This is a genomic window from Hymenobacter sp. 5516J-16 (assembly GCF_022919335.1).
GTDB classification, from domain to species: Bacteria; Bacteroidota; Bacteroidia; order Cytophagales; family Hymenobacteraceae; genus Hymenobacter; species Hymenobacter sublimis.
In genome coordinates this window covers 38,655-59,746 of sequence record NZ_CP095058.1, presented here as the reverse complement: position 1 = coordinate 59,746, position 21,092 = coordinate 38,655, and the positions used below count along the sequence as shown (strand labels likewise).

Below are 21,092 nucleotides of genomic sequence, written 5' to 3'. Positions count from 1 at the left end.
GCATTAGATCAGGGTCAAATTAAAAGTCGTAGGTCACGCCGGCCAGCACGTTGATTCCTTTCACAGGGTAGTTCAGGAACCGCTCGTACTTCTTGCCGATGAGGTTGTTGCCCAGAGCAAATATGGACAGATTTTCCATAATGCGGTAATCAGCGCGCAGATTCAGGTCGATAACGGCGTCCGTCGGACGGGGTGCCCGAATCTTGGGCGAGAAGCCTGGATCAATCCGGGATGCGTTAACCAAACCTGTTCCGTAGCTGGAGCTGTAGGTGTACAATTCGCCTCCCAACAGCAGCTTATCGTAGAGGTTATACGTACCGAATAGCACCGACTGAAAGGCCGGGCGGTGAAAGGCCTTGGCCAGGGTTTTCACGTTATAGCCGTTGTAATCGGCCTTGAAACCGAGGCGAAATTGTTCGGCGGCATTATAGATAATTTCGCCGTGCACGTTCACCAGCTGGGTCGCCTTGGGGTCGTACACGAGGTCGAACTTGCTGGAGTCGCGGCGGGAGTTGTTGTAGAAGTACAGGTTCCGGTCGTTGGCCAGGGTTACGCGAGCATTCACTTGCAGGGCCCGGGCCGGAGTAGCATTGAAGCCGAAGTACAGGGTAGGCCCGCGGCGGGTGTCGGCTACCCGCACGTTGGGCGCCAGCCAAGGGTTTTCGGTGGTCAAATCGTACATGGTCACGCGCTGGATGGCGCCACCCAGGCCGGCAAAAGCCACGAACTTGTCCTCGGTTACGGTGTAGGCGGCGCGCACGGCTGGGTAGGCGTTGAACTGCCGGGCTCGGCCAATGGTGTCGCCAGTGTAGCCCAGGGTAGCGCCCACCGACAACGCCAATCGATTGAAGGTCACCTCGTAAGCCGGGGTAACCTGCACGAAAGGCCGGCTCACTGTCAGCGAATCCTTGTGGGAAATAAATGACACGTCGCCGTTGATGCTCACGCGGCTGCTTTCGCCGAGGCGGTAGCCGGAGCGCAGGGTGGCGTACACGTTGCTTTCCCGGGCCTGGTAGTAGTCGCTCCAGTAGTTGAAGCCCAGGCCGAGGTCGTACTGAAAGGCGGCGTCCTGGGCGCGGTTGCGGGCGTACACCTTTAGGGCCGCGCGCTTGAATACTTGCTTGATGCTATCCTGGGTGGGCAAATCGGCTACGTTGCGGTTGTAGCCATAGAAGTTGTACCGCTCCCGGCCCAGGTCCACCTTGGCGCCCAATGCCACGGGGCCGCTGTAGGTTTCGCCGTTCAGCCCCAAGCTAGTCTGGGCCTGGCTGGAGTTCTTCTTGTCGATGGGGCCGCGGGAGGACGACAGGTGCTGGAAGTCGAGGCCGTAGGAAGCCGACTCGGAGCGGGTGTTGTGCAGGTAGGCCCGGCCGTAGGCGGTGCCGTAGTTACCGATGGCGGCCTTGAGGTAGTTGCCCGTGAGCGGGGCCAGTTCCTCCTGCCGGATGGTCAGTACCCGCACCGAGGGGTTGAGTTTGTCGGCTGGCAAACGGAAGTCGGGGTAGGTGTAGCCGACGGCCTCGGTGGTTTTGGTCGGGGCTTCCACCTTCACCTTCTCGAAGTTGCGGGTGGCCTCGGGCAGCTCGTTCACCCGCTCCTTCACAATCTCAATTTCGGCGTCTTCAATCTTGCCGCGCGTCTTCTGCGCCCAGGCTTCGGTAGCCGGAACGGTGGTCGTCAGTAGGGCCGCGGCGGCCAGTAGTTTGTGCTTCATATAGGGTCTTGGGACTTGGGGCTTTGGGGCTTGGCTGACGTTCTGATGTTCATCCTTGCTCACCACCTCCTCTCCTATTATTTTCTGACTTTAAATCTTTTACACCTGCTAGCTTACAGAACTACTGCAGCTATCGACTCGCTGTAGAGACGCGATACTTCGCGTTCCGTGGTTGCTGAGGTTACTTACTTTGTCATTCCGAACGCAGTGAGGAATCTGGGTTAGCTTCTTGCGTTCTACCCAGATTCCTCACTGCGTTCGGAATAACAGGTGGTAGTTGGTCAACGGAGAAGACGCGAAGTGTCGCGTCTCTACATCGTTCTATTCCTCCTGGGGGAAGCCGTGGAGTTGGTCGTTGAATCGGTGGGTTGCACGTCGCTCGGCACCAGGGAGCTGCGCACCGACGTTTTGCCGGTGGCGGGCTTGCTGGTGGTTTTGCCGGTAGCCGGTTTGGTGGTCGGGGTGGTGGCTTTGGGCGTGGTTTTGGCCGGCGGCGTTTTGGGGGCGCTCGGGGCCGGCGTGGCGGCTGGGTCGGCGGGCAGGGCGGCCAGGCGCTGCTTGGCACCCTCCACAATTTCGGCTACTGGGAATTTGTTGTCGATGATGGAGTTGAGCGTGGCGCGGGCCTGGAAGATTTCGCTCTGCTCCTTGTACACGTCGGCAATCAGCAGGAAGGCCCGGCCCAGCCACAGGTCGTAGTTGGCGAAGTCGGAATTGCTCTTGTAGGCCGCGTCCAGGGCTTCAGGGTACTTCTTCTGCTGGTAGAGGGCGCTGGCAATGAGGTACTGGGCTTCGGCCCCGCTTTCATCCTTGGCCGTGTTGGCCGCGGTAGTTAGCTCCCCGATGGCCTGCTCCAGGCTGCCGGCTTTGTAGCTGGCTTTGCCGAGGTAGAGCAGGGCCAGGTTGGTGGCATTGAGCGAGGCGCCGCCTTGGGCCTGCAGTTCCTGGGCTACCCGGCGGGTGCCTTCCAGGTCGCCGGTTTCGTAGTAGCTCTTCATTAGCCCGATGCCGGCGTTGGCTACCTCCCGCTTGTTCTGGGATACTTCGCGCAGACGGCTGTAGTAACGGGCCGCTTCGGGGTAGTTCTTGTTTTCAAACTCCAGGTCAGCTACCCGGCCCACGGCCCGGTTCACAAACTCACTTTTGCCTTCCTCTACCACCGCTTTCAGGCGGGGCAGCGCGTCGGTTTTGCGGCCCGTGCGCAGGTAGGAATCAGCCAGGAAGTAGCGGCCATCGGCCGAGAGTGTGGTGCTGGGGTATTGCTGCAGGTAGGTTTCCAGGCGCGGAATGGCCTGGGCATACTTCTCCGCCAGGTACAAGGACTTGGCTGCCTCAAACTCCACGCTTTCAGTGGCTTTGCTGTCGGGGTTTTGCTGCTTAAACTGGGCCAGGTACTGGTCGAACTCCTCGGTTTTTCCCTGGGCCGAGAGGCTTTCCTGCAAACTGTAGATGGCGCTGCCGGCCGCCTTGGTGCGCGGATACTGGCTGAGCACGCGCTTGAAGTCCTCGGCAGCTTTAGCGTGCTGCTCCAGGTTCTGATAGGCCACCCCGCGCTTCTGCAGGGCCTGCGGAATTAGGGGGGAGTTGGGGCGGTTGGTAATCAGGCGGGAGAAACCCTCCACGGCGGGCTGGAACGAACCGGCCTCAAAGTCGAGCTGGGCCTGCTGGTACACCGCGTCGTCGGCGTAGCGCGAAGTAGGCGAGGTTTTCAGCAGGGTACTCAGGGTGCTGCTGGCTTCCTCGCGGCGGCCCATCAGCCCAAGGTCACGCTCTTCTGGTAGTAGGCGTAGTCCTTGTCGGCGGCGTTGGCCTGAATGACTTTGTTGTACTGGTCGAGGGCCTGCTGGTACTGCTTGGCTACGTAGTAGGTGTCGCCGAGGCGCAGGGTCACGTCGTAGTAGTTCGGGTCGGCGGGTTTGGCGCTGCCGTCCTGGAGCCAGGCCTGGAACTGCTGGCGGGCGCGGTCGTACTGCTTGGTGTTGTAGTAAGCGTAGCCCAGGCCGTAGCGGGCCTTCTGGTCGAAGTCGGTTTCGGAAGCCGAGCCGGTGCGGGCCGTGCGGGCGGCGGCCGTGTAGGCCGTAATGGCGGGCTGGTACTGCTGGCCGTAGCTGTAGATTTCACCCCTCAGCACCTGAGCGGCGGCGCGCAGGGCCTCGTCCTGGGGTACTTCAGGCTCTTGTCGAGTACGGGCAGCGCGTCCTGGTAGCGGTTGTTGTTGTAGAGGGTAGCGGCCTGCAGGTAGGCCACGCGCTGGTAGGTAGCGTTGAGCTTGGTACTCCGCTCGTCGAGGTTATCGAGGTAGTTGAGGGCCTGGGCGTAGTCAGAAGAGTTCAGGAAACTCTCGCTCAGAATATCGTCGGCGGCCGCCTGGTTTTTGGAGCGGGGGAAGCGCTTCGGGAAGTCGCGCAGGGCGGCAATAACTTCCTGGGTGTTGCCTAGCTCGTAGTTTACCTGAGCGTACTTCAGGGTAGCGTTTTCGGTAATGACTTTGTCGAACGTCACCTTACGGGCCGCATCGAAGGAGTTCAGCGCCAGGGGCTTCTGGTTGGTTTTCAGGTAGCTCAGGCCCAGGTGGTAGGCCGCGTTCTGGCCCAGGGAGTCGCGGCGGGCTGCTACCCCCTTCAGACTGCCAATGGCCCCTTGAAGTCGCCTTGCTTGAAGTTGGCGTACCCAATTTTGTACTGCACCTTGGGGTCGATGCTCTTGCGGCCGGCGGCGTACTTATCGAAATACTCGGCGGCCTGCTTGAAGTCTTCCTTCTGGTAGTAGGCGTCGCCCACCAGCAGCTGAATTTCGTCGGCGCTCTGGGGTGGCGGGGTCTGCTGCAGGGCCTGGGTGCCGTAGGTAATCAGCCCGTCGTAGTCACCTTCCTTGTAGTAAATCTGCGACATGACGGCCGGCACTACGGGCTTGTAGGCGTCGTTCTGCTCGGCTACGGCCAGGTCCTTGCGGGCCCCGGCGTAGTCGCCGGCGCGGTAGGCCAGGTAGCCGGCGTAGTAGGAACTGGCGTAGCGGTACTCGCTGGCCCCGGCCTTGTTACGGTCGAACTGCAGCTTGGCCTTGTCAAATTCCTTTTGAGCAAAATAGCTGTAGCCTAGCTTAAATTCGGCTTCGGCTCGCTGGTCGTCGGAGAGGTTATCGGGCCCTACCTTCTGCAGGTAGTCAATGGCCTTCACGTAGTCCTTCTTATCGAAGTAGAACTTGCCCAGCTCGAAGTAGGCCTGCGCAGCCTTGGGGTGGGCCGGGTTGTTGGTGGCGAAGGCCAGAATGCGCGACTCCGAATCGGGGTGGAACAGGTACAGGCCCGATACGGCATAGTAGTACTCGGCATCGGTGGTGCGGCCGGGGGCCAGCTCGCCGGTGCGGCGCTGGGTGAGGTCGAGGTAGCGCTGGAAGGCTTGCTGGGCCGCGCCGTACTTGCCGCGGTCAAAGAGTTCGAGGCCTTCCTGGTAGTGGCGTTCGTCGGCGGTGAACACCTGCGTTTGCTGGGCCTGCGCGGCCAGGGGGGCGGCAGCGGAAAGGGAGGCGGCCAGCGCCAGGCGGGGGAATAGTTTCATCAGAAAGCGTTACGCACAAGGGAGGCCGGCGCCGCCAGGGCACCGGGAATCAGCCAAAAGTAGCGAAAAGTTCGGCCGAGGTTGCCCGGAAAGGGGGCTTTTTGCCGGTGGTAACGCGGTGCCGGGTAGGTTTGGTGTAGAAAACCCGAGGATTCTACCGTGCTTGGGGAGTCTATTTCTCTACTAGCTCTATGCAACGGTTCTATTCTGCTTTGCTCGCTGGGCTTACCGGCCTCTGCCTCGGTGGAGCCTCTGCTCCTACTGCTCCTACTTCATCCTACCCGCAAAACCCCGTCATTTCCGATGCTCAGGGCCGGCCCCGGGATTCCACCACATTTTACTTTCCGGCAGCTTTAGCTTCTGTTGATCAGTTGACGGATAAAATGCAGTATTCGCAGACCGCTTACTGTCAGATGGCGTTGGCTTCTGCCTCGGCCAACCTGTTTTTCTTTAAGGCTCCAGTATTGTCGAACTATTACCTGGGCAACGATACCTATCGATTTCTGTGGCTGCGCTCCTTCCACCGGCCCGTACTGCTGACGCTCACTCAGCAGGCCGGCGGCGCCATGTTACGGACCCAGTTTCTCACTAAATCGGCTACAGCGCCCAGGCTTGAGCAAATTCTGTTCGTTCCACCTACCGCCTCGCAAGCTGAAACTGCACGATTACAACAGGAATTCGATGCAAAACGCAAAGACCCAAAGGTGCAGCGCGAACTAGCCGAACATAACCGTCCAGCGGAGCCGCTACCTCAGCTAGAGACTATTCATTCTATTACGCCGCGGCAGTGGCAACAGGTTGAACAGCTGCTAGCGACGAGTAGCTTTCAGCAATTGCCGCCTTGCGAGTCATCTACCGCAACGGATGGGGCTTATTGGGTATTCGAATCCCACCAAGCCAACGGCTACCACATGGTGTTTCGCCACAGCCCGGATAAGCGGGATGAGTTTCGCAAAGCCTGCGAATATCTACTAGAATTGAGTTCAGCGCGCAAGGCGGAGCGGTACTAAATTGAAGTAGTAGGTATCCAAGCAGCGGGAAGGCAACCTTCCGCCTACTGGGCGGCTCCCTTAGCCAACTCCCTACTTTCCATGCGTCTGTTTACCTGTCTGATTTGCCTGCTAAGCCTAGTTACTACCCCCGTTTACTTGCCCAAACCTTGCTGCAAGGCACCGTGCTGGATGCGCAGACCCAGGCGCCGGTGCCGTTTGCCTCGGTGGGCGTAGCGGGCAAACCGCTTGGAACGGTGGCCGATGAGCAGGGGCGCTTTCAGTTTACTACCCCCACCAGCCTCACTGAACCCGTGCTGATTTCCTGCGTGGGCTACCAAACGGCTACCGTGCCCGCCGCTACGTTGCAGACTGCCGGGCAGATAGTGCGCCTGCACCCCAGCGGCGTCAGGCTGGCGGCCGTAACAGTGCGGCCGGGTAAGGTCAAAACCAAAACCTTTGGCCGCACCAGTAGCTCCACGCTCATGGGGCGGCCATGTACACCGAGGCCGATTTGGTGAGCGACGCGCTGGCCAAAGAACAGGGCACCATCATTGGCATTGACCAGGATTGCCGCCTGCGTGACTTTAACCTGCACGTGGCCTTCAATCGGTTCAAATCAGTTAAGTTCCGGCTGAACCTGTACAGCGTGAAAGCCGGCCTACCCGACCAGCCCCTGCTGCGGCAGGATGTACGCTTCGACGTGACCCAGCCCGCGGCTGGGTGCGGGTAGATCTGGCGCCCTACCAAGTGCAGCTGCAGGGCCAGCGGGAGGTAGCCGTTACCATCCAGTGGCTGCAGAGCGAGGCCCAGGAAGGCAGCCCGAAGGCTTTTGGCGTCTCGGCGGTGCCGGCGCCGGGCCACAGCATCCTCACCCGCAGCAAAAGCCAGGCGGCCTGGCAACAGACCAAGCCTGGCTACCTCAGCTTCTACCTCACCGCCGACTCCTACAGCACCGGGAAAGCCACCCCTGCTACCCTAGTTCCCGACTATGAACTACCTGACAGCCTGCGGTATCTGCGCTACCTCTCAGCCGATGCCATGCCAGGCCTGACCAACCCCCAACGCTACGGCGAGAATACGCAGGCTGGTCGCTACGTAGCCGTAGAACGCGGAAGGCTGTACTACGAGCGGTACGGCAAGGGCACTCCGCTCCTGCTGCTGCACGGCAACGGCCAATCCATTGCGGCGTTTCAGCGGCAGATTGGCGAGCTGGCCCGGCACTTCGAAGTTATTGCGGTAGACACCCGCGCCCAAGGCCGCAGCCTGGATTACACCACGGCCGCCTTCACCTACGACTTGTTTGCCGAGGATGTGCGGCAGCTACTTGACTCTCTCCGCCTGCGTCAGGTAGACATTCTGGGCTGGAGTGACGGGGCAACACCGCCCTGAAACTAGCGCTCCGCTACCCTGCCTACGTGCGCCGCCTGGCCATCATGGGTGCCAACCTTTTCCCCACGCCCGAGGCCATAGAGCCCGATTTTCTGGCTTTTCTCAGGAAGCAGCACCAGCAGGAGCAACTTGCTGAGGTCCCTAACCCCAATCGGGCACGGCTGCTACGCTTGCTGCTGCAAGAGCCGCAGATGACCTTTGCCGAGCTCCGAAGGGTAGCTGCGCCTACGCTGGTTATGGCCGGTCAGCACGATGTGATTCTGGAAGCCCACACCCAAGCCCTGGCTAAAGCCCTACCCCAGAGCAAGCTCATTATCTTTCCTAAGGCCTCACACTATGCTCCTCAGGAAGTACCAACTGCGTTCAACAAGGCCGTGCTGAGCTTCCTGCAACGCTAGCTGCTCATCCGGTCAGGCTGCGTGAACAGTGGGTAATAGAGTTATTTCCAGCCCATAAAGCCGTGTCATGGTGAGTGGAATCGAAGCATCCCTACCGCTGGCTAATTGACGGCACCACAACGACGGGGTAAAGATGCTTCGCGGGGCTTAGCAGGACGGCTTGGTTTCATTGCGGTCCACACCTTAGTCCAGTCCTACCCCACGCGCACCAGCGTCACTTCGTCGCGGGTGAAGTCGAAGCGGCTTTTCTCCACGGGTGTGCGGCTGACGGCTACGCGGGGTGGCTGGAGCTTGCCTTTGCGGCCGGCTTCAATCTGCGCCTCACCCGTAATGTCCAGGGTAGCTACTACCTCCTCATTCAGCCGCAGTTCCCACAGCCCGGGCTTCATGGGTCCTTCCAGCCGGCCTACGAGAAAGGTTTCCTTCGGCGACATAACGATAATGTCGAGCACTTGCATGGTGGGGGCTTCGGGCATGGAATGGGGTAGAAACTGAAAAAGAAGAGAGTGTAAAACTGCTGATTTCTTTGACAGCAACACTACCCCATTTCACTTGAACAACCCGTTATTATTTCAACTATGTTTGAAAATGAATCTTAGTGTACGTTCAGCCATCAAATACATCAAGCAAAAGTCATTATGGGTCAAGTTGCCTCTCTCTTCGCCATTGGCGCGCCACGCTTCCAACAAATTATAGCTAACCCAGCCTCTTACGATGGACCAGCAGACGCACTAGATAGTGAGGGATTTAACAAGACATTTCGAGGGGTAAGTTACATCCTTGCTAAGGGCCGTGACCATTACACGGCTAAACTAGCCGAGCAGATTTTTGCTCCTGACGAGTTCTTAGGGAGGATTTTGATTACAGTGAAGTGGATTGGGAGAACGATGGTGACCATTATATGATGCTGTTAGAGGACCGCATCTACTATCATACACCTGCCATTGTGAAAGCCATTGCAGATTTTCTATCTACTGTTACCGATGAGGAATTCATAAAAGCGTTTGATCCCGAGGAGATGAACCGCGAAGGCGTATATCCGTCAGGTGCTTGGAACCGCGACAATAAACCGAGCGGGCTGTATAATGCACCGGACATATTGAACGAGTTTCAGCTGTTAAAGAGCTTCTTTATTCGCATCAGTACCGGGGATAACTATTGCGTGTGTCATATCGGCTAAATTGTCACACAATAATTTGTGGCTGAGACTACTAACAGAGGTACTTGGGTAGCTTTCTCTACAAACTAAACTTCTACTGAATACTTAAGAGCTTCCTAATAGGCCCTCTGTTGCCTAATCGAATAACTCCAGCAGTTCCTGCCTGGAGAGGGTTTTCAGCAGGGCAGCATCGGTGCGGATCAGGTCCTGGGCCAGCTCGCGCTTGGTCTCCTGAAGCTGCATGATTTTCTCTTCCACGGTGCGCGGGCAGATGAGGCGCACGGCTACTACCTTCTTGGTTTGCCCGATGCGGTAGGCGCGGTCAATGGCCTGGTTTTCCACGGCAGGGTTCCACCAGGGGTCCACCAAGTACACGTAGTCGGCCTCGGTGAGGTTGAGGCCGGTGCCGCCGGCTTTCAGGCTGATGAGAAACACGCGCACCTGCTCGTTCTGCTGAAACTCCTGCACCACCGCCGCCCGGTGGCGGGTTTGGCCGGTGAGCTGCTGGTAAGGAATGTCGTGGGCTTCCAGCATGGGTCGAATCAGGTCGAGCATACCCACGAACTGGGAGAAGATGAGGATTTTGTGCTGGGGCGCGTGGTTCTGCAGTTCCTCCAGCAGCACTTCCAGCTTGGCCGAGGCCGCGCCAAAACCGGGCCCGTCGGGGAGCAGAGCCGGCGAGTTGCAGATTTGGCGCAGGCGGGTGAGGCCCTGGAGCAGGTGCATGTGGTCCTTGCCCTGCACATCCTCGCGGCGGCCCAGCAGCAGGTTGCGGTAGTCTTCCTTGCAGGCCTCGTACACCCGGCGCTGCTCGGGGCCCATGTCGCAGTAGAGCACCATTTCGGTTTTGTCGGGCAGCTCGGGGGCTACCTGGGCTTTGGTGCGGCGCAGCACGAAGGGCCGGATTTTCTGCTGGAGCGCCCGGGCCTGGCTCTCGTCCTTGAACTTATCGATACGGGTAGCAAAATGGGCTTTGAAGTGGGTCCGACTGCCCAATAAGCCCGGACAAGCAAAGGAGAGCAGCCCGTAGATGTCGTAGGTATTGTTTTCCAGGGGCGTACCCGTGAGCACCAGCCGGTTGCGGGCCTGCAGCCGGCGCGCTGCCTTATAGCGCTGGGAATCGGGGTTTTTAATGGCCTGGGCCTCGTCCAGAATGACATAGTTAAAGGCATAGCTCTGCAGGGCGCGCACATCGGCCACCAGCGTGCCGTACGTGGTCAGCACAATATCGTAGCCGTCAAACTCCGCCGCGTGCTTGGTCCGGCTGGCCCCGTGCAGGGTGTGCACCCGTAGCATGGGCGCGAATTTGGCTACCTCGGCCTGCCAGTTGAATACCAGGGAGGTAGGCACTACTACCAAGTTGGTGGCCCGCTCCCCTTTCTCGCGCTGGAGCAGCAGGAAAGCCAGCACTTGCACCGTTTTGCCCAGGCCCATGTCATCGGCCAGACAGCCCCGAAGTGGAAGGTATCCAGGAAATTCAGCCAGTTCAGGCCCTGGCGCTGGTAGTCGCGCAGGGTAGCCTGCAGCCCGGCGGGCACGGGCGCATCCTGAATGCCGCCAAAATCGGCCAGGGCGGCGCGGTAGTCGGCGAGCTGGGCACGAGCCTCGGCAGTCAGTTCCTCCGGCTGGTACAGCTCCTCCACGGCCGCGAAGTTGACGGCGGGCGTGCGCAGCTGGTCTTCTACCACCTCCGCGGCGGCAAAATAGCGGGTGAACTTGTCGAGCCACTCCTGGGGTAGGATGCCGCGGGTTCCGTCGTCGAGGGTGACGTAGCGGCGCTGGTTGCGCACGGCCTGGTAGAGCTGGGGCAGGGTAGCCTGCTGCTTGCCAAAGCGCACGCGCAGCTCGGTATCAAACCAGTTGGTTTCCCGACTCACCTGCACCGTAATCTGGGCCTTGTGCGGGTTGAGGAGGTTGCCCTTGAGCTGGTTGAAGCCCAGAATGGTAATGCCCTGGGTGCGCCAGTCCTCGAAGGCCTCCAGAAACCAGTCCTCGTCCAGAAACTGCTTTTTTGGCACGTACAGGGCGTCGAGCTGAAGTTGCTCCTCGAAGTGAGGGTAGTGCCGCATCAGGGCCTTCAGCACCCGAAGTTCCGCCGCGGTGTCGCGCGCCACGGCGAAGGTTTGGCCCAGCGCATCCATGTCCTGCAGCTGCTTGCGCGACAGCACCGACACCTCCCGCTCACCGTAGCGCATCACGGGCAGCATTTCCACGTGCGGGCCAGCTTCGGAAAGGTACAGCAGCGGCGTGGGCTCCTGCTCGTAGCCGCCTAGGGCCAGCTGCTGGCGCGTGGCGGGCCGCACGTAGGTGTAGTGAATGTGCAGCTTGTCTTCGAGGCCAGCCAGCACATCCTGCTGAAACTCCGCAAACTTGCTTTGGTGCAGCAGCAGCGTATTGCTGCGCTTCTTAAAGAACTCCACCACCCGCCACACGTCCAGGTCATCGAGCAGGTACAGCTCCTCGTGCACCGCCACAAAGTAGTCGTAGCGCATGGTCACGTCCTTTAAATCCAGCAGCTGATCAAGCACCGAAAGCTGGCCCGACACTCGGTAGAATTCGCCCTGTTCCGTTACCAGCAGGCGCAGCTCCAGCCGGGCCGTGCGCACCCGCACCGGCGCCACCGATTGGGCCGTGGGCTTCTCGCCCTGGGCGGCCTGGTGGGCAAACACGGGCAACCCCAGCGGATTTTTCACTACCGCTCGCAACGCCTCCAGGGCCTGGGCGGAGCGCTCCTCCTCGTAGTTGTGCTGAAAGCGCGCCAGACCGGTGTAAAACTTGAGCACCTCGGGGTCCGACACGCTCCAGATGCCATCCAGCGGGTTTAGCGCCGTCAGGGGGTTGCGGAGCTTGCCGGCGGCGGTGGTTTCGGCTTCGATGAGCTGGAGCGTCAGGTGGCCGTAGTAGCGGTGCCGGGTCAGCAGCACGGCCCGCACACTGGCGGGCTCCGCCGGAGGTAGTTGCCGCTTGGCGGGCAGGAGCTGGTGCAGCAGCTCCTGCTTGGTGGCGGCCGTAAGAGGTAGCAAATCGGCCTGCCGGGGCGTAATGCTGGTCTGGCCCTCGGCGTAGGTTAGCTGGAAGTGCTCATCTAGGTTGGGCTGCTGGTCTAGCCCGTAGTCGCGGGCCACGGTGCGCAGGCGGCTTTGGCGCAGCGGGGCATCAAAGAATAGCCGTAGCTCCCGGCGCTGCACCAGGGCCAGCAGCACCAGGGCCTCGTGCGCGCACAACCGCCCGGCCGGGGCCGCGCAAGTGCATTGCACTGTCAAGTCTTGGTTTTGGGTTACCACGACCTCCGTCCCTACCCCGCCTAGGCCAAACCTCCCGTAGTTTACGGTTAGGTCCTCGGGCGTCACTGTATTCAGCGCCCGGCTCTCGGGCAACGTATCGGCGCTGCCGTGTTGCTCAATGATGGCGCTGGTTAGGTCAGGAATGCTGCCCCGGGGAACGTGAACTGATGGGCGTAGGAAGGCTCCGGCATGTTGGGCATTGCTCCCGCTTCGTTGGTCGGTGTAGAGACGCGACACGTCGCGTCTGGTCGTTGCTGAGAGTGTTTATTGTCCTTCCGAGCAGCGCGAGGAATCTGGGTTCATCATTCAACGGCTTACCCCAGATTCCTCGCTCCGCTCGGAATGACGGCTTGTAGAGGCCGTTGTGACAGAAGACGCGAACCGAAGGGCAGCGTAACCAAGTGTTGCGTCTCTACCACTTTATGTTCATCCTACCCCACATCGGCGGCTTTAATGCGGGAGTCGAAGCTGAACTCCTCCCGCCCTACTATCTGAATGCGCTTGAACTCGGGTGGCGACTGTGCAAGATGTAGTTGTGTTCCTGCGGGATGATGGACGAGGGCACCCGCAGCACCGCCGACTGCCGCGCCGCGTACCACGCCGCCCCGAGAGGTTGACACAGGGCGTAGCGGCTGGCCTTTTCCCAATTTTTAGGCAACTGGGTCAAGCCTATTTCTTCGATTGCCAGCTCATCGGGCACGTCAATTACCAGCACCCGAAACTGGTCGTTGAGGCCTTCCCCGCTCCGGTGCACTACATTCTCAAGGCAGGCCAGGGCCCGCGAGGAGGCCGTGTAAATCACGAACTGATCCTTGTAATTCCAGCGGGCCCGGTAGCCGGAGGCAAACAGGTCGTCGGCGTATTTGGCCAGGCAGATGCGGTACACCAGCATACCGGGAGGCTACGATAAGTCGCCGTAGGCAATGCGGGTTAGCTCCTCGGCCACCAAATCAATGCCCCCGCTGGTTTCCAGCAGGCGCAGCGGCACCTCTTGGTCGAGGCCGTGGGCGGGCTTGTCCAGCCAGCGCAAAAACGCGGCCGCCTCCCCGAATACTTCCAGTCCCAGGTTGTAGAGACTAATGATTTTCAGGGTTTTCTCGCTGCTAGCGGCACTGAGAGGCTTCTTTTCCTGCGAGTATGTACGCAGGGTTTTCGTGGAAAGCTCGTAGATGGCTTCCAGCTCGTTGGCCTGCAGCTGAAACGCCTCCGCTACCTCAAACGCCGTGGCCGCTGGCACCCCTTTGCGGGCTTCCATTACCAGGGCAAAGGAATCCTGCCCGGCTTGGCCCCAAGCCGCCCACTTCTTGCGCAGGGCCGCGGGCATAGTGGCGGTAATTTTGGGGAGGTGAGCAGTGGCAGCCATAGGTGTTACAGTTTGACAGGTTGAACTTAGGGAAATTTTTCCGATTAACGTGGAAATTTTTCCTTTGGTTCGGTATCTATACTACGCCGCCAGGTCGCGGGCGGGCTAGCGCACTCAGGTGAGCCATTTTAATAGGATGAAGGCAAGCAGCATGCCCAGTAAGGCGAGGCAACCTGTACGCCTGAGTTTGTCCTGCTTACCGAGCTTATCACTGTGCCTAGTGGCTAACTTTTCTGGCAAAAAGTAACCGCGCCAGGAATTTTCCGGCTCTGAAAGCACCCATACTTCCTGGCAGCTTAAGCAGCGGTAGCGGATCGTACGTTCCGTTACCGCTGCTTCATAGGCGGGTAGCAACTCCAGCGGCTTGCGTAACAGTTGCTGCTCAAACGCCTCGTACTCCCACCACGATGGAAAAGAGTATATACCAGCCGAGAAGCAATCAGGACACATGACTTTGAGGACAACGTTTCAGAATGCGCCGTAACGACCAGACCGTACGAGAAGAGGGAATTCGCTCACAGTAAAGGCGCAACGTATCGTGTCCTGTTGTGGAACAACTGGCCCTGAGCAGTTCTAACCACCTTAACCGACAAGAAGACACAACATATTGCGTCTCTACATCCCCACCACAGCGTGCAGGGGCACCGGGTGCAAAATCAGCCACACCAGCTCCCGCAGGATTTCGCCGTCGGTCATGGAGCCCGAGTCGATGCCTTTGCTTTGGCCGTCGGCGCGGCGGATGAGGTGCACGATGTCGCGGGTGCGTTCGAAAGGAAAAACCTTCAGGCCGGTTTGGTAGTCACGGCGAGCGAAGGCGCTCCGCAGGCCCAGCTTGTTCCAGTCGGCTTCCGTGGGGTTGGGCAGCTGGTGCAGGGCCAAGAGGCGGGAGAAGTAGTTGAACAGCAGCGTCAGGTTCGGGATGAGCGGGTTGTTCTTGGGGTTGGCCTCGAAGTACAGCAGGATGCGGTTGGCCTTGAGTACGTCGCGCCGAATCAGGGCCGTTTGCAGCTCGAAGATGTTGTACTCCTTGCTGATGCCCACCATGCGCTGCACCAGGTCCTCATCAATGCTGTGGCCCGGCAGCAGATTAATCAGCATTTTATCCACCTCGTTCGTGAGCCTACCCAGCTCCGCCCCAATGTACTCAGCCAGCATGTTGGTGGCCTGGGGCGTAATCTGCTGGCCCTTGCCGCGCACGTAGTTCGTGAGCCAGGGCGCCACCTGGTTGTCGTAGAGCTTCTTGCTGGTCAGCAGCACCGTACCGGCTGGGGCGGGGTTGTTTTTGTCGCCGGTGAGCAGCTTGCCCAGCTTCTTGCGCGCATCCAGGGTTTTGTGCTTGTAACACAACACCAACACCGTGCTTTGCAGCGGGTTTTTGAGGTAAGCCTCTAGAAACGGCCACGACTTTTCGGCCTCCAAATCAGCCACAGCCTGGGCTTCCTTTACGATGACGACGGAGCGCTCCGCCATCATGGGGAAGCGCTTGGCCTGGCCCAGAATGCCGGCTACATCGGTGTCCTTGCCGTAGAGCACTACCTGGTTAAAGCCCTTTTCGTGCTCCTGCAGCACATTTTTCTCCAGCAGATCAGCTACCAGGTCAATATAGTAAGGCTCCTCCCCTGCAAGAAATACACGGGTGCAAACTGCCGCTGCTGGAGCTGCTTGAGAATCTCGTCGGCGGTGAGGGTCAATTCAATTAAGAATTAAAAATTAAGAATTAAGAATTGGTGGTTTGTTGGTCACCTAATCTTCCCTGTCAAAGGTACGGCCTGCCTCTTACCTTTGCGGATTGCTTCCCGAGAATTGCTTAGGCGTTGTTTTCGTAACACAGCAGGTTTCCTGCTGCCCATCCGCCTAACCCAATTCTTAATTTTTAATTCTTAATTCTTAATTGACCTCTTGGACTTAATAGAAGAACTGCGCTGGCGGGGTATGTTTCACGACATGATGCCCGGAACCGATGAGCACTTGCGCCAGAACGCGCCCATCACCGGCTACATCGGCTTCGACCCTACGGCGCCCTCCCTGCACATCGGCAACCTGGCCACCATTATGCTGCTAGTGCACCTGCAGCGGGCCGGCCACCGGCCCCTGGCCCTGGTGGGCGGCGCTACCGGCATGATTGGGGACCCCTCGGGCAAGTCGGCGGAACGTAACCTGCTGGATGAGGACGCGTTGCGTCGCAACCAGGCCGGCATTCGGGCCCAGCTGGAGAAGTTTCTGGTGTTCGACGATTCGCCTACGGGTGCCCAGGTGGTGAACAACTACGACTGGTTTAAGGAATTCGGCTTTCTGCAGTTCCTACGCGAGGTAGGCAAGCACCTTACGGTGAACTACATGATGGCCAAGGACTCCGTGAAGCGCCGCATCAGCGGCAACGAAGAGTCGGGCGCGGAAGGCTTGAGCTACACCGAGTTCAGCTACCAGCTGCTGCAAGGCTACGACTTCTTCCACCTCTACAAAGAACTGGGCACTACCCTGCAAATGGGCGCCTCCGACCAGTGGGGCAACATTACCACGGGCACCGAACTGATCCGGCGCATGTCGGGCGGCGAGGGTAAAGCCTACGCCCTTACCGGCCAGCTCATCACCAAGGCCGATGGCACCAAGTACGGCAAGAGCGAAACCGGCACCGTGTGGCTCGACGGCGCCATGACTTCGCCCTACCAGTTCTACCAGTTCTTCCTGAACGCCGCCGACGCCGATGCGCCCCGCCTCATCCGCGTATTCACGCTGCTACCCCAGCAGGAAATCGAAGCCTTGGAAGCCGAGCACGCCCAAGCGCCCCACCTGCGCACCCTGCAGAAAGCTCTGGCCAAAGACGTGACCATTCGGGTGCACGGCGAAGCCGCCTACGAAGCGGCGCTGGCAGCCTCGCAGGTGCTCTTTGGCGGCGGCGAGCTGGCTAGCCTGGATGAGGCGACACTGCTGGACGTGTTTGCCGGGGTTCCCCACGTAGAGGTTTCCCGCTCCGCCCTAACCGAGCAGAACATTATCAGCCTGCTGAGCGAGGCCACGAACAGCATTATTTTCCCCTCCAAGGGCGAAGCCAAGAAGATGGTGCAGGCCGGTGGCGTTAGCCTTAACCGCGCCAAGGCTACCTTGGAGCAGCAAGCCACGGAGGTGCCCTTGCTGCTGAATCAGTACATCGTGGCCCAGAAAGGCAAGAAGAACTACTACCTCATCAAAGTAGTCTAGCGGACCGTAGGCCAGGGCCTACTCCTTCTTAACCGATACACCTGAACCCCTGACGCTACCAAGGCGTCGGGGGTTTGTGCTGTTGGCCCGGCTAGTTTGTTGACGGCACTCTCTACTCATTTCTGTTTCCGGCATGCTATGCTATTCCGAATGGTGCGAGAAGGATACAGGCGGGAGTAAACAGGCCACTTCCTACCCCTGCCAGCAACAATAAGGCCCCACCGATAATCGGTAGGGCCTCACTCAGCGTAGTTCACACCGCAGGAACTGCGGTGCCGAATTACTTCTTTTTAGCAGGAGCAGCTTTCTTAGCGGCCGGAGCAGCGGCTTTCTTAGCCGGAGCAGCCTTGGCGGGAGCAGCGTCGCCACCACCGTCATTTTTCTTGTTCTGCACTTCCGTGCGGATGGTCTGGGCCATGTTCTTCAGCTCCTGCATGCCCTTGCGCACGCGGGTGCCAGCGGCCGAGTTGCCCTTGTCGTAGAACTTCTCGAAGTCAGCTTCCAGCGACATCACGAGGTCTTTCAGTTGGCTAAAATTGCTCATTTGGGAGGGGTTAGTTGGTGTGGAAAAATGTGTTTAACCGGCCCTAATATACAGGGATTTCAAATACAAGCAAGTTGCCAAGTTTTTTTTTAAACCCGTTTTCGGGCCAGATAAGGCACTTTTTACTTATTCCTACCTCCTCACTAGGCATAGCAACCAAGACCCTCTCCTAAGAATAGTACCAAAACAAAAGCCAGCCTTCGCGCTGGAGGCTGGCTTTTGCACTTAGCGAAGCCGAATCTAGTTCTGCAGCCCGGCAGGAACCTCAGCTTTGGAGTAAAGCCCTTTGTTAAGCTTTTCCTGCACCGCTTCGAAGGCCTTGATGGTGATGGCCACGTCGTCGAGCGAGTGGGAGGCCGTAGGAATAATGCGCAGCATAATTACCCCCTTCGGTACCACCGGATACACCACAATAGAGCAGAAAATGCCGTGATTCTCACGTAGATCGAACGTTACCTGGGTTGCATCGGAAATCTGGCCTTCCAGCAGCACGGGCGTTACGGGCGAGGAAGTCGTACCAATATTGAAGCCTTTTTCGCGCAGGCCGCTCTGCAAGGCCCGCACAATGGTCCAGAGGTTTTCCTTCAGCTCGGGGCGGGTGCGCAGCAGCTCCAACCGCTTCAAAGCGCCCACTACCAGCGGCATGGGCAGGCTTTTGGCGAAAATCTGGCTGCGCATGTTGTAGCGCAAATATTCAATTACGTTCTCGGGGCCCGCCACGAAGGCTCCGATGCTGGCCATACTCTTGGCAAACGTCGAAAAATAAAGGTCGATACCGTCCTGAATGCCTTGTTCTTCGCCCGTACCCGCCCCCGTAGTGCCCATCGTACCAAAGCCGTGGGCGTCGTCTATGAACAAGCGGAACTGGTATTTCTCCTTCAGCGCTACTACCCCGCGCAGGTCGCCCTGATTGCCCGACATGCCGAACACGCCCTCCGTAATCACGAGGATGCCACCGCCGGTTTCGTCGGTGATGCGCTTGGCCCGCTCCAGCTGCTTTTCCAGGCTGGCCATATCGTTGTGCACGTACACAAAGCGCTTGCCCGCGTGCAGGCGCACCCCGTCAATGATGCAGGCGTGCGACTCAGCGTCGTACACAATCACGTCGTGGCGGCCGACCATGGCATCAATGATGCTCACTACCCCCTGGTAGCCGAAGTTCAGGAGCATGCAGTCCGGCTTCATGACGAACTCAGCCAGTTCATTTTCCAGCTGCTCGTGCAAGTTGGAGTTGCCCGACATCATGCGCGCGCCCATGGGCAGGGCCATGCCGTATTCGGCGGCGCCCTCGGCATCGGCCTGGCGCACTTCGGGGTGGTTGGCCAGGCCCAGGTAGTTATTCAGGCTCCAGGTGAGAACCTCTTTACCGCGGAAAATCATGCGCGGCTTAATCTCGCCTTCCAGCTTGGGAAAAGCGAAATAGCCGTGCGCGTAGTGCGAATGGATACCCAGCGGGCCGCGGTTGGCGGCAATCTTCTCAAATAGATCCACGAGGGAACAGGTTGAATGTGAAACGAAAACGAGCGGTTATGCCCCAAAGCCTAACGCCCGAGTAATGTACAAAGTTATGGCAATCCGCGAAGGTAGCCGCCTTTTGGGAGGCATCCAACCCTGAAATTGCCCGGCACAAATGCACCGGCGCGTTTTACGGAGCCGCCGGAATGGCGTTTCTTTGGGCGCTGGAACAATGTGGCTGCCCTAATTCAGCCGGTCATTCCTCGCTCCGCTTGACATGACGGGGTTTTATCAGGCCCTACTCCTACCTCTCCCACCCGCTACCCTCTCTCCTACATGAAGAAAATCACCAAGCTGCTCGTCGCTAACCGGGGCGAAATTGCCTTGCGCGTGCTGCGCTCGGCCAAAGAAATGGGCCTGCAAACCGTGGCTATTTACTCCGAGGCCGACCGCAATGCCCTGCACGTGCGCTACGCCGACGAGGCCGTGTGCGTGGGTCCGCCGGCCAGCAAGGACAGCTACCTGCGCGGCGACAAAATTCTGGCGATTTGCCGCGAGTTGGGTGTTGACGCCATTCACCCCGGCTACGGCTTCCTGAGCGAAAACGCGGAATTTGCCCGCATGGTGAAGGAGGCCGGGCTGATTTTCGTGGGGCCCTCGCCCGAGGCCATGGACATTATGGGCGACAAGCTCTCGGCCAAGCAGGCCGTGCAAGCCTATAATATTCCGCTGGTACCGGGTACCGCCGAGGCCATCAGCGACGTAACCGAAGCCAAGCAGATTGCCCAGCAGGTAGGTTTCCCCATTCTGATTAAGGCCTCGGCCGGTGGGGGCGGTAAGGGTATGCGCCTGGTGCACCACGTGGAGGAGTTTGAGGAGCAGATGCAGCTGGCTATCAACGAGGCCGTGTCGGCCTTCGGCGACGGGGCCGTGTTCATTGAAAAGTTTGTGACCGGCCCGCGCCACATCGAGATTCAGGTGCTGGGCGACGAGCACGGCAACATTGTGCATTTGTTTGAGCGGGAGTGTTCCATTCAGCGCCGCCACCAGAAAGTAATTGAGGAAGCCCCTTCCGCCGTGCTTACCCCGAGTTGCGCGCCGAAATGGGCCGCTGCGCCGTGGACGTGGCCCGGGCCTGCAACTACACTGGCGCCGGCACCGTGGAGTTTTTGCTCGATGACCAGCGCAACTTCTACTTCCTAGAGATGAACACCCGCCTGCAGGTAGAGCACCCCGTGACGGAGCAAATCACGGGCCTCGACCTGGTAAAAGAGCAGATCAAAGTAGCCCAGGGCCAGCCCCTGGCCTTCCGCCAGGATGAGCTGCAGATTCAGGGCCACGCCCTGGAGCTGCGCGTGTACGCCGAGGACCCGCAGAACAACTTCCTGCCCGACATTGGCACCCTGACTACCTACGTGCGCCCCCAGGGCCCCGGCGTGCGGGTGGATGATGGCTTTGAGCAGGGCATGGACATTCCGATTTACTACGACCCCATGATTGCCAAGCTCGTGACCTTCGGGCTACCCGGCAGGAGGCCATTGAGCGGATGCTGCGCGCCATTGACGAGTATCAGATTACCGGCATTGAAACCACGCTAGGCTTCGGCCGCTACGTGCTGCAGCACCCCGCCTTCGTGAGCGGCAACTTCGACACCAACTTTATCAAGGACCATTTCACGCCTGAGGCCCTAAAGCCCGCCGCCCCGGACGAAGCCACGGCCACCCTCGCCGCCGTGCTCACGGCCATGCTCCTGACGGAAAAGAAACCCGGCGCCGCCCCCGCCTCGACGGAAGTGCCGGCGGCTACCGGCTCGGCCTGGAAGCGCAACCGGCTGGGCGTACGCTAACCGTTGGTACTTCCGGGGCTACTGCAAAAAGCCCGGCCGGAGTGGCCGGGCTTTTTGCGTTGCAGCCAAAAGCGTCCAAGCATACATGAACAGTCAAGTTTCTCATCAAGCTAAGCTCGTCATGCTTTGCCTCCGGCTCGGCATGACGAGCTTTTTGCTACCTATCTACAAACGGAAGTAGGTGCGCAGACTT

General features: G+C 59.3%; 19 protein-coding genes and 2 pseudogenes. 8 read left to right on the top strand and 13 right to left on the bottom strand.

What is annotated here, in order from left to right; genetic code table 11:
• Window positions 1-19: 19 nt before the first annotated feature.
• The 5 genes from MUN84_RS00285 to MUN84_RS00265 form a co-directional block, all read right to left on the bottom strand.
• Entirely contained in the window at window positions 20-1,714 is a 1,695-nt protein-coding gene (locus tag MUN84_RS00285; protein ID WP_244696142.1) for a hypothetical protein, read from the bottom strand.
• Between the two features lie 311 nt (window positions 1,715-2,025).
• Window positions 2,026-3,468: a tetratricopeptide repeat protein gene (locus MUN84_RS00280; protein ID WP_244696141.1), complete on the bottom strand. Its 1,443-nt coding sequence runs from the start codon at window positions 3,466-3,468 to the stop codon at window positions 2,026-2,028.
• Window positions 3,468-3,845: a tetratricopeptide repeat protein gene (locus MUN84_RS00275; RefSeq protein WP_244696140.1), complete on the bottom strand. Its 378-nt coding sequence runs from the start codon at window positions 3,843-3,845 to the stop codon at window positions 3,468-3,470. Before MUN84_RS00275 ends, MUN84_RS00280 begins: the two co-directional genes overlap by 1 nt.
• Window positions 3,839-4,216: a tetratricopeptide repeat protein gene (locus tag MUN84_RS00270; RefSeq protein ID WP_244696139.1), complete on the bottom strand. Its 378-nt coding sequence runs from the start codon at window positions 4,214-4,216 to the stop codon at window positions 3,839-3,841. The genes MUN84_RS00275 and MUN84_RS00270 overlap by 7 nt, the downstream gene beginning before the upstream one ends.
• A 119-nt stretch (window positions 4,217-4,335) precedes the next feature.
• Window positions 4,336-5,271 carry a tetratricopeptide repeat protein gene (locus tag MUN84_RS00265; protein WP_244696138.1) on the bottom strand — a complete coding sequence of 312 codons (936 nt, stop codon included), beginning with the start codon at window positions 5,269-5,271 and terminating at the stop codon, window positions 4,336-4,338.
• A 371-nt stretch (window positions 5,272-5,642) separates the two neighbouring features.
• On the opposite strand from MUN84_RS00265, the gene MUN84_RS00260 reads away from it, so the two are divergent.
• From MUN84_RS00260 to MUN84_RS00240, 5 genes are all read left to right on the top strand, one after another.
• Window positions 5,643-6,281: a hypothetical protein gene (locus MUN84_RS00260; RefSeq protein WP_244696137.1), complete on the top strand. Its 639-nt coding sequence runs from the start codon at window positions 5,643-5,645 to the stop codon at window positions 6,279-6,281.
• 149 nt (window positions 6,282-6,430) lie between these two features.
• Window positions 6,431-6,781 carry a carboxypeptidase-like regulatory domain-containing protein gene (locus MUN84_RS00255; RefSeq protein ID WP_244696136.1) on the top strand — a complete coding sequence of 117 codons (351 nt, stop codon included), beginning with the start codon at window positions 6,431-6,433 and terminating at the stop codon, window positions 6,779-6,781.
• Window positions 6,757-6,993 (top strand): hypothetical protein, encoded by a 237-nt coding sequence (locus MUN84_RS00250; protein WP_244696135.1) that lies wholly within the window; start codon window positions 6,757-6,759, stop codon window positions 6,991-6,993. The genes MUN84_RS00255 and MUN84_RS00250 overlap by 25 nt, the downstream gene beginning before the upstream one ends.
• Entirely contained in the window at window positions 6,984-7,652 is a 669-nt protein-coding gene (locus MUN84_RS00245) for an alpha/beta fold hydrolase (protein WP_244696134.1), read from the top strand. The genes MUN84_RS00250 and MUN84_RS00245 overlap by 10 nt, the downstream gene beginning before the upstream one ends.
• Before the next feature lie 26 nt (window positions 7,653-7,678).
• On the top strand, window positions 7,679-8,050 hold the full coding sequence (locus tag MUN84_RS00240; protein ID WP_244696133.1) for an alpha/beta fold hydrolase: 372 nt from the start codon (window positions 7,679-7,681) through the stop codon (window positions 8,048-8,050).
• A 194-nt stretch (window positions 8,051-8,244) separates the two neighbouring features.
• Here the strand turns inward: MUN84_RS00240 and MUN84_RS00235 are convergent, their stop codons facing one another.
• Window positions 8,245-8,526, bottom strand: coding sequence for a hypothetical protein (locus MUN84_RS00235; RefSeq protein ID WP_244696132.1), 282 nt, complete (start codon window positions 8,524-8,526; stop codon window positions 8,245-8,247).
• A 425-nt stretch (window positions 8,527-8,951) separates the two neighbouring features.
• On the opposite strand from MUN84_RS00235, the gene MUN84_RS00230 reads away from it, so the two are divergent.
• Window positions 8,952-9,230 (top strand): DUF1877 family protein, encoded by a 279-nt coding sequence (locus MUN84_RS00230; RefSeq protein WP_244696131.1) that lies wholly within the window; start codon window positions 8,952-8,954, stop codon window positions 9,228-9,230.
• 114 nt (window positions 9,231-9,344) lie between these two features.
• On the opposite strand, the gene MUN84_RS00225 is transcribed toward MUN84_RS00230, so the two are convergent.
• The 5 genes from MUN84_RS00225 to holA form a co-directional block, all read right to left on the bottom strand.
• Window positions 9,345-10,643: a DEAD/DEAH box helicase gene (locus tag MUN84_RS00225; RefSeq protein WP_244696130.1), complete on the bottom strand. Its 1,299-nt coding sequence runs from the start codon at window positions 10,641-10,643 to the stop codon at window positions 9,345-9,347.
• The gene (locus MUN84_RS00220; RefSeq protein ID WP_244696129.1) at window positions 10,562-12,730 is read right to left on the bottom strand and encodes an SNF2 helicase associated domain-containing protein; all 2,169 of its coding nucleotides are present in this window, start codon (window positions 12,728-12,730) and stop codon (window positions 10,562-10,564) included. Before MUN84_RS00220 ends, MUN84_RS00225 begins: the two co-directional genes overlap by 82 nt.
• 250 nt (window positions 12,731-12,980) lie before the next feature.
• Window positions 12,981-13,385, bottom strand: a complete 405-nt coding sequence (locus MUN84_RS00215) for an RES family NAD+ phosphorylase (RefSeq protein WP_244696128.1) — start codon at window positions 13,383-13,385, stop codon at window positions 12,981-12,983.
• A gap of 9 nt (window positions 13,386-13,394) precedes the next feature.
• On the bottom strand, window positions 13,395-13,856 hold the full coding sequence (locus MUN84_RS00210) for an antitoxin Xre/MbcA/ParS toxin-binding domain-containing protein (RefSeq protein WP_244696127.1): 462 nt from the start codon (window positions 13,854-13,856) through the stop codon (window positions 13,395-13,397).
• Window positions 13,857-14,471: 615 nt separating this feature from the next.
• Window positions 14,472-15,425: a DNA polymerase III subunit delta gene (gene holA, locus MUN84_RS00205; protein ID WP_410780062.1), complete on the bottom strand. Its 954-nt coding sequence runs from the start codon at window positions 15,423-15,425 to the stop codon at window positions 14,472-14,474.
• A gap of 330 nt (window positions 15,426-15,755) precedes the next feature.
• On the opposite strand from holA, the gene tyrS reads away from it, so the two are divergent.
• On the top strand, window positions 15,756-17,054 hold the full coding sequence (gene tyrS, locus MUN84_RS00200) for a tyrosine--tRNA ligase (RefSeq protein ID WP_244696126.1): 1,299 nt from the start codon (window positions 15,756-15,758) through the stop codon (window positions 17,052-17,054).
• Window positions 17,055-17,430: 376 nt separating this feature from the next.
• Here the strand turns inward: tyrS and MUN84_RS23325 are convergent.
• A pseudogene (locus tag MUN84_RS23325) lies at window positions 17,431-17,598 on the bottom strand (histone H1); the annotation flags it as partial.
• Window positions 17,599-17,838: 240 nt separating this feature from the next.
• A complete protein-coding gene (locus MUN84_RS00190; protein WP_244696125.1) occupies window positions 17,839-19,089 on the bottom strand; it encodes an aminotransferase class I/II-fold pyridoxal phosphate-dependent enzyme in 1,251 nt (416 codons plus the stop codon).
• 300 nt (window positions 19,090-19,389) lie between these two features.
• On the opposite strand from MUN84_RS00190, the pseudogene accC reads away from it, so the two are divergent.
• Window positions 19,390-20,899: pseudogene (gene accC, locus MUN84_RS00185) on the top strand (acetyl-CoA carboxylase biotin carboxylase subunit).
• Window positions 20,900-21,092: the final 193 nt, after the last annotated feature.

Excerpts from the sequence above, each read along its gene's own strand:
- MUN84_RS00285 (WP_244696142.1), bottom strand. The coding sequence starts at position 1,714 with ATGAAGCACAAACTACTGGCCGCCGCGGCCCTACTGACGACCACCGTT.
- MUN84_RS00280 (WP_244696141.1), bottom strand. The coding sequence starts at position 3,468 with ATGGGCCGCCGCGAGGAAGCCAGCAGCACCCTGAGTACCCTGCTGAAA.
- MUN84_RS00265 (WP_244696138.1), bottom strand. The coding sequence starts at position 5,271 with ATGAAACTATTCCCCCGCCTGGCGCTGGCCGCCTCCCTTTCCGCTGCC.
- MUN84_RS00250 (WP_244696135.1), top strand. The coding sequence starts at position 6,757 with ATGTACACCGAGGCCGATTTGGTGAGCGACGCGCTGGCCAAAGAACAG.
- MUN84_RS00235 (WP_244696132.1), bottom strand. The coding sequence starts at position 8,526 with ATGCCCGAAGCCCCCACCATGCAAGTGCTCGACATTATCGTTATGTCG.
- MUN84_RS00230 (WP_244696131.1), top strand. The coding sequence starts at position 8,952 with ATGATGCTGTTAGAGGACCGCATCTACTATCATACACCTGCCATTGTG.
- MUN84_RS00225 (WP_244696130.1), bottom strand. The coding sequence starts at position 10,643 with ATGGGCCTGGGCAAAACGGTGCAAGTGCTGGCTTTCCTGCTGCTCCAG.
- MUN84_RS00215 (WP_244696128.1), bottom strand. The coding sequence starts at position 13,385 with ATGCTGGTGTACCGCATCTGCCTGGCCAAATACGCCGACGACCTGTTT.
- MUN84_RS00210 (WP_244696127.1), bottom strand. The coding sequence starts at position 13,856 with ATGGCTGCCACTGCTCACCTCCCCAAAATTACCGCCACTATGCCCGCG.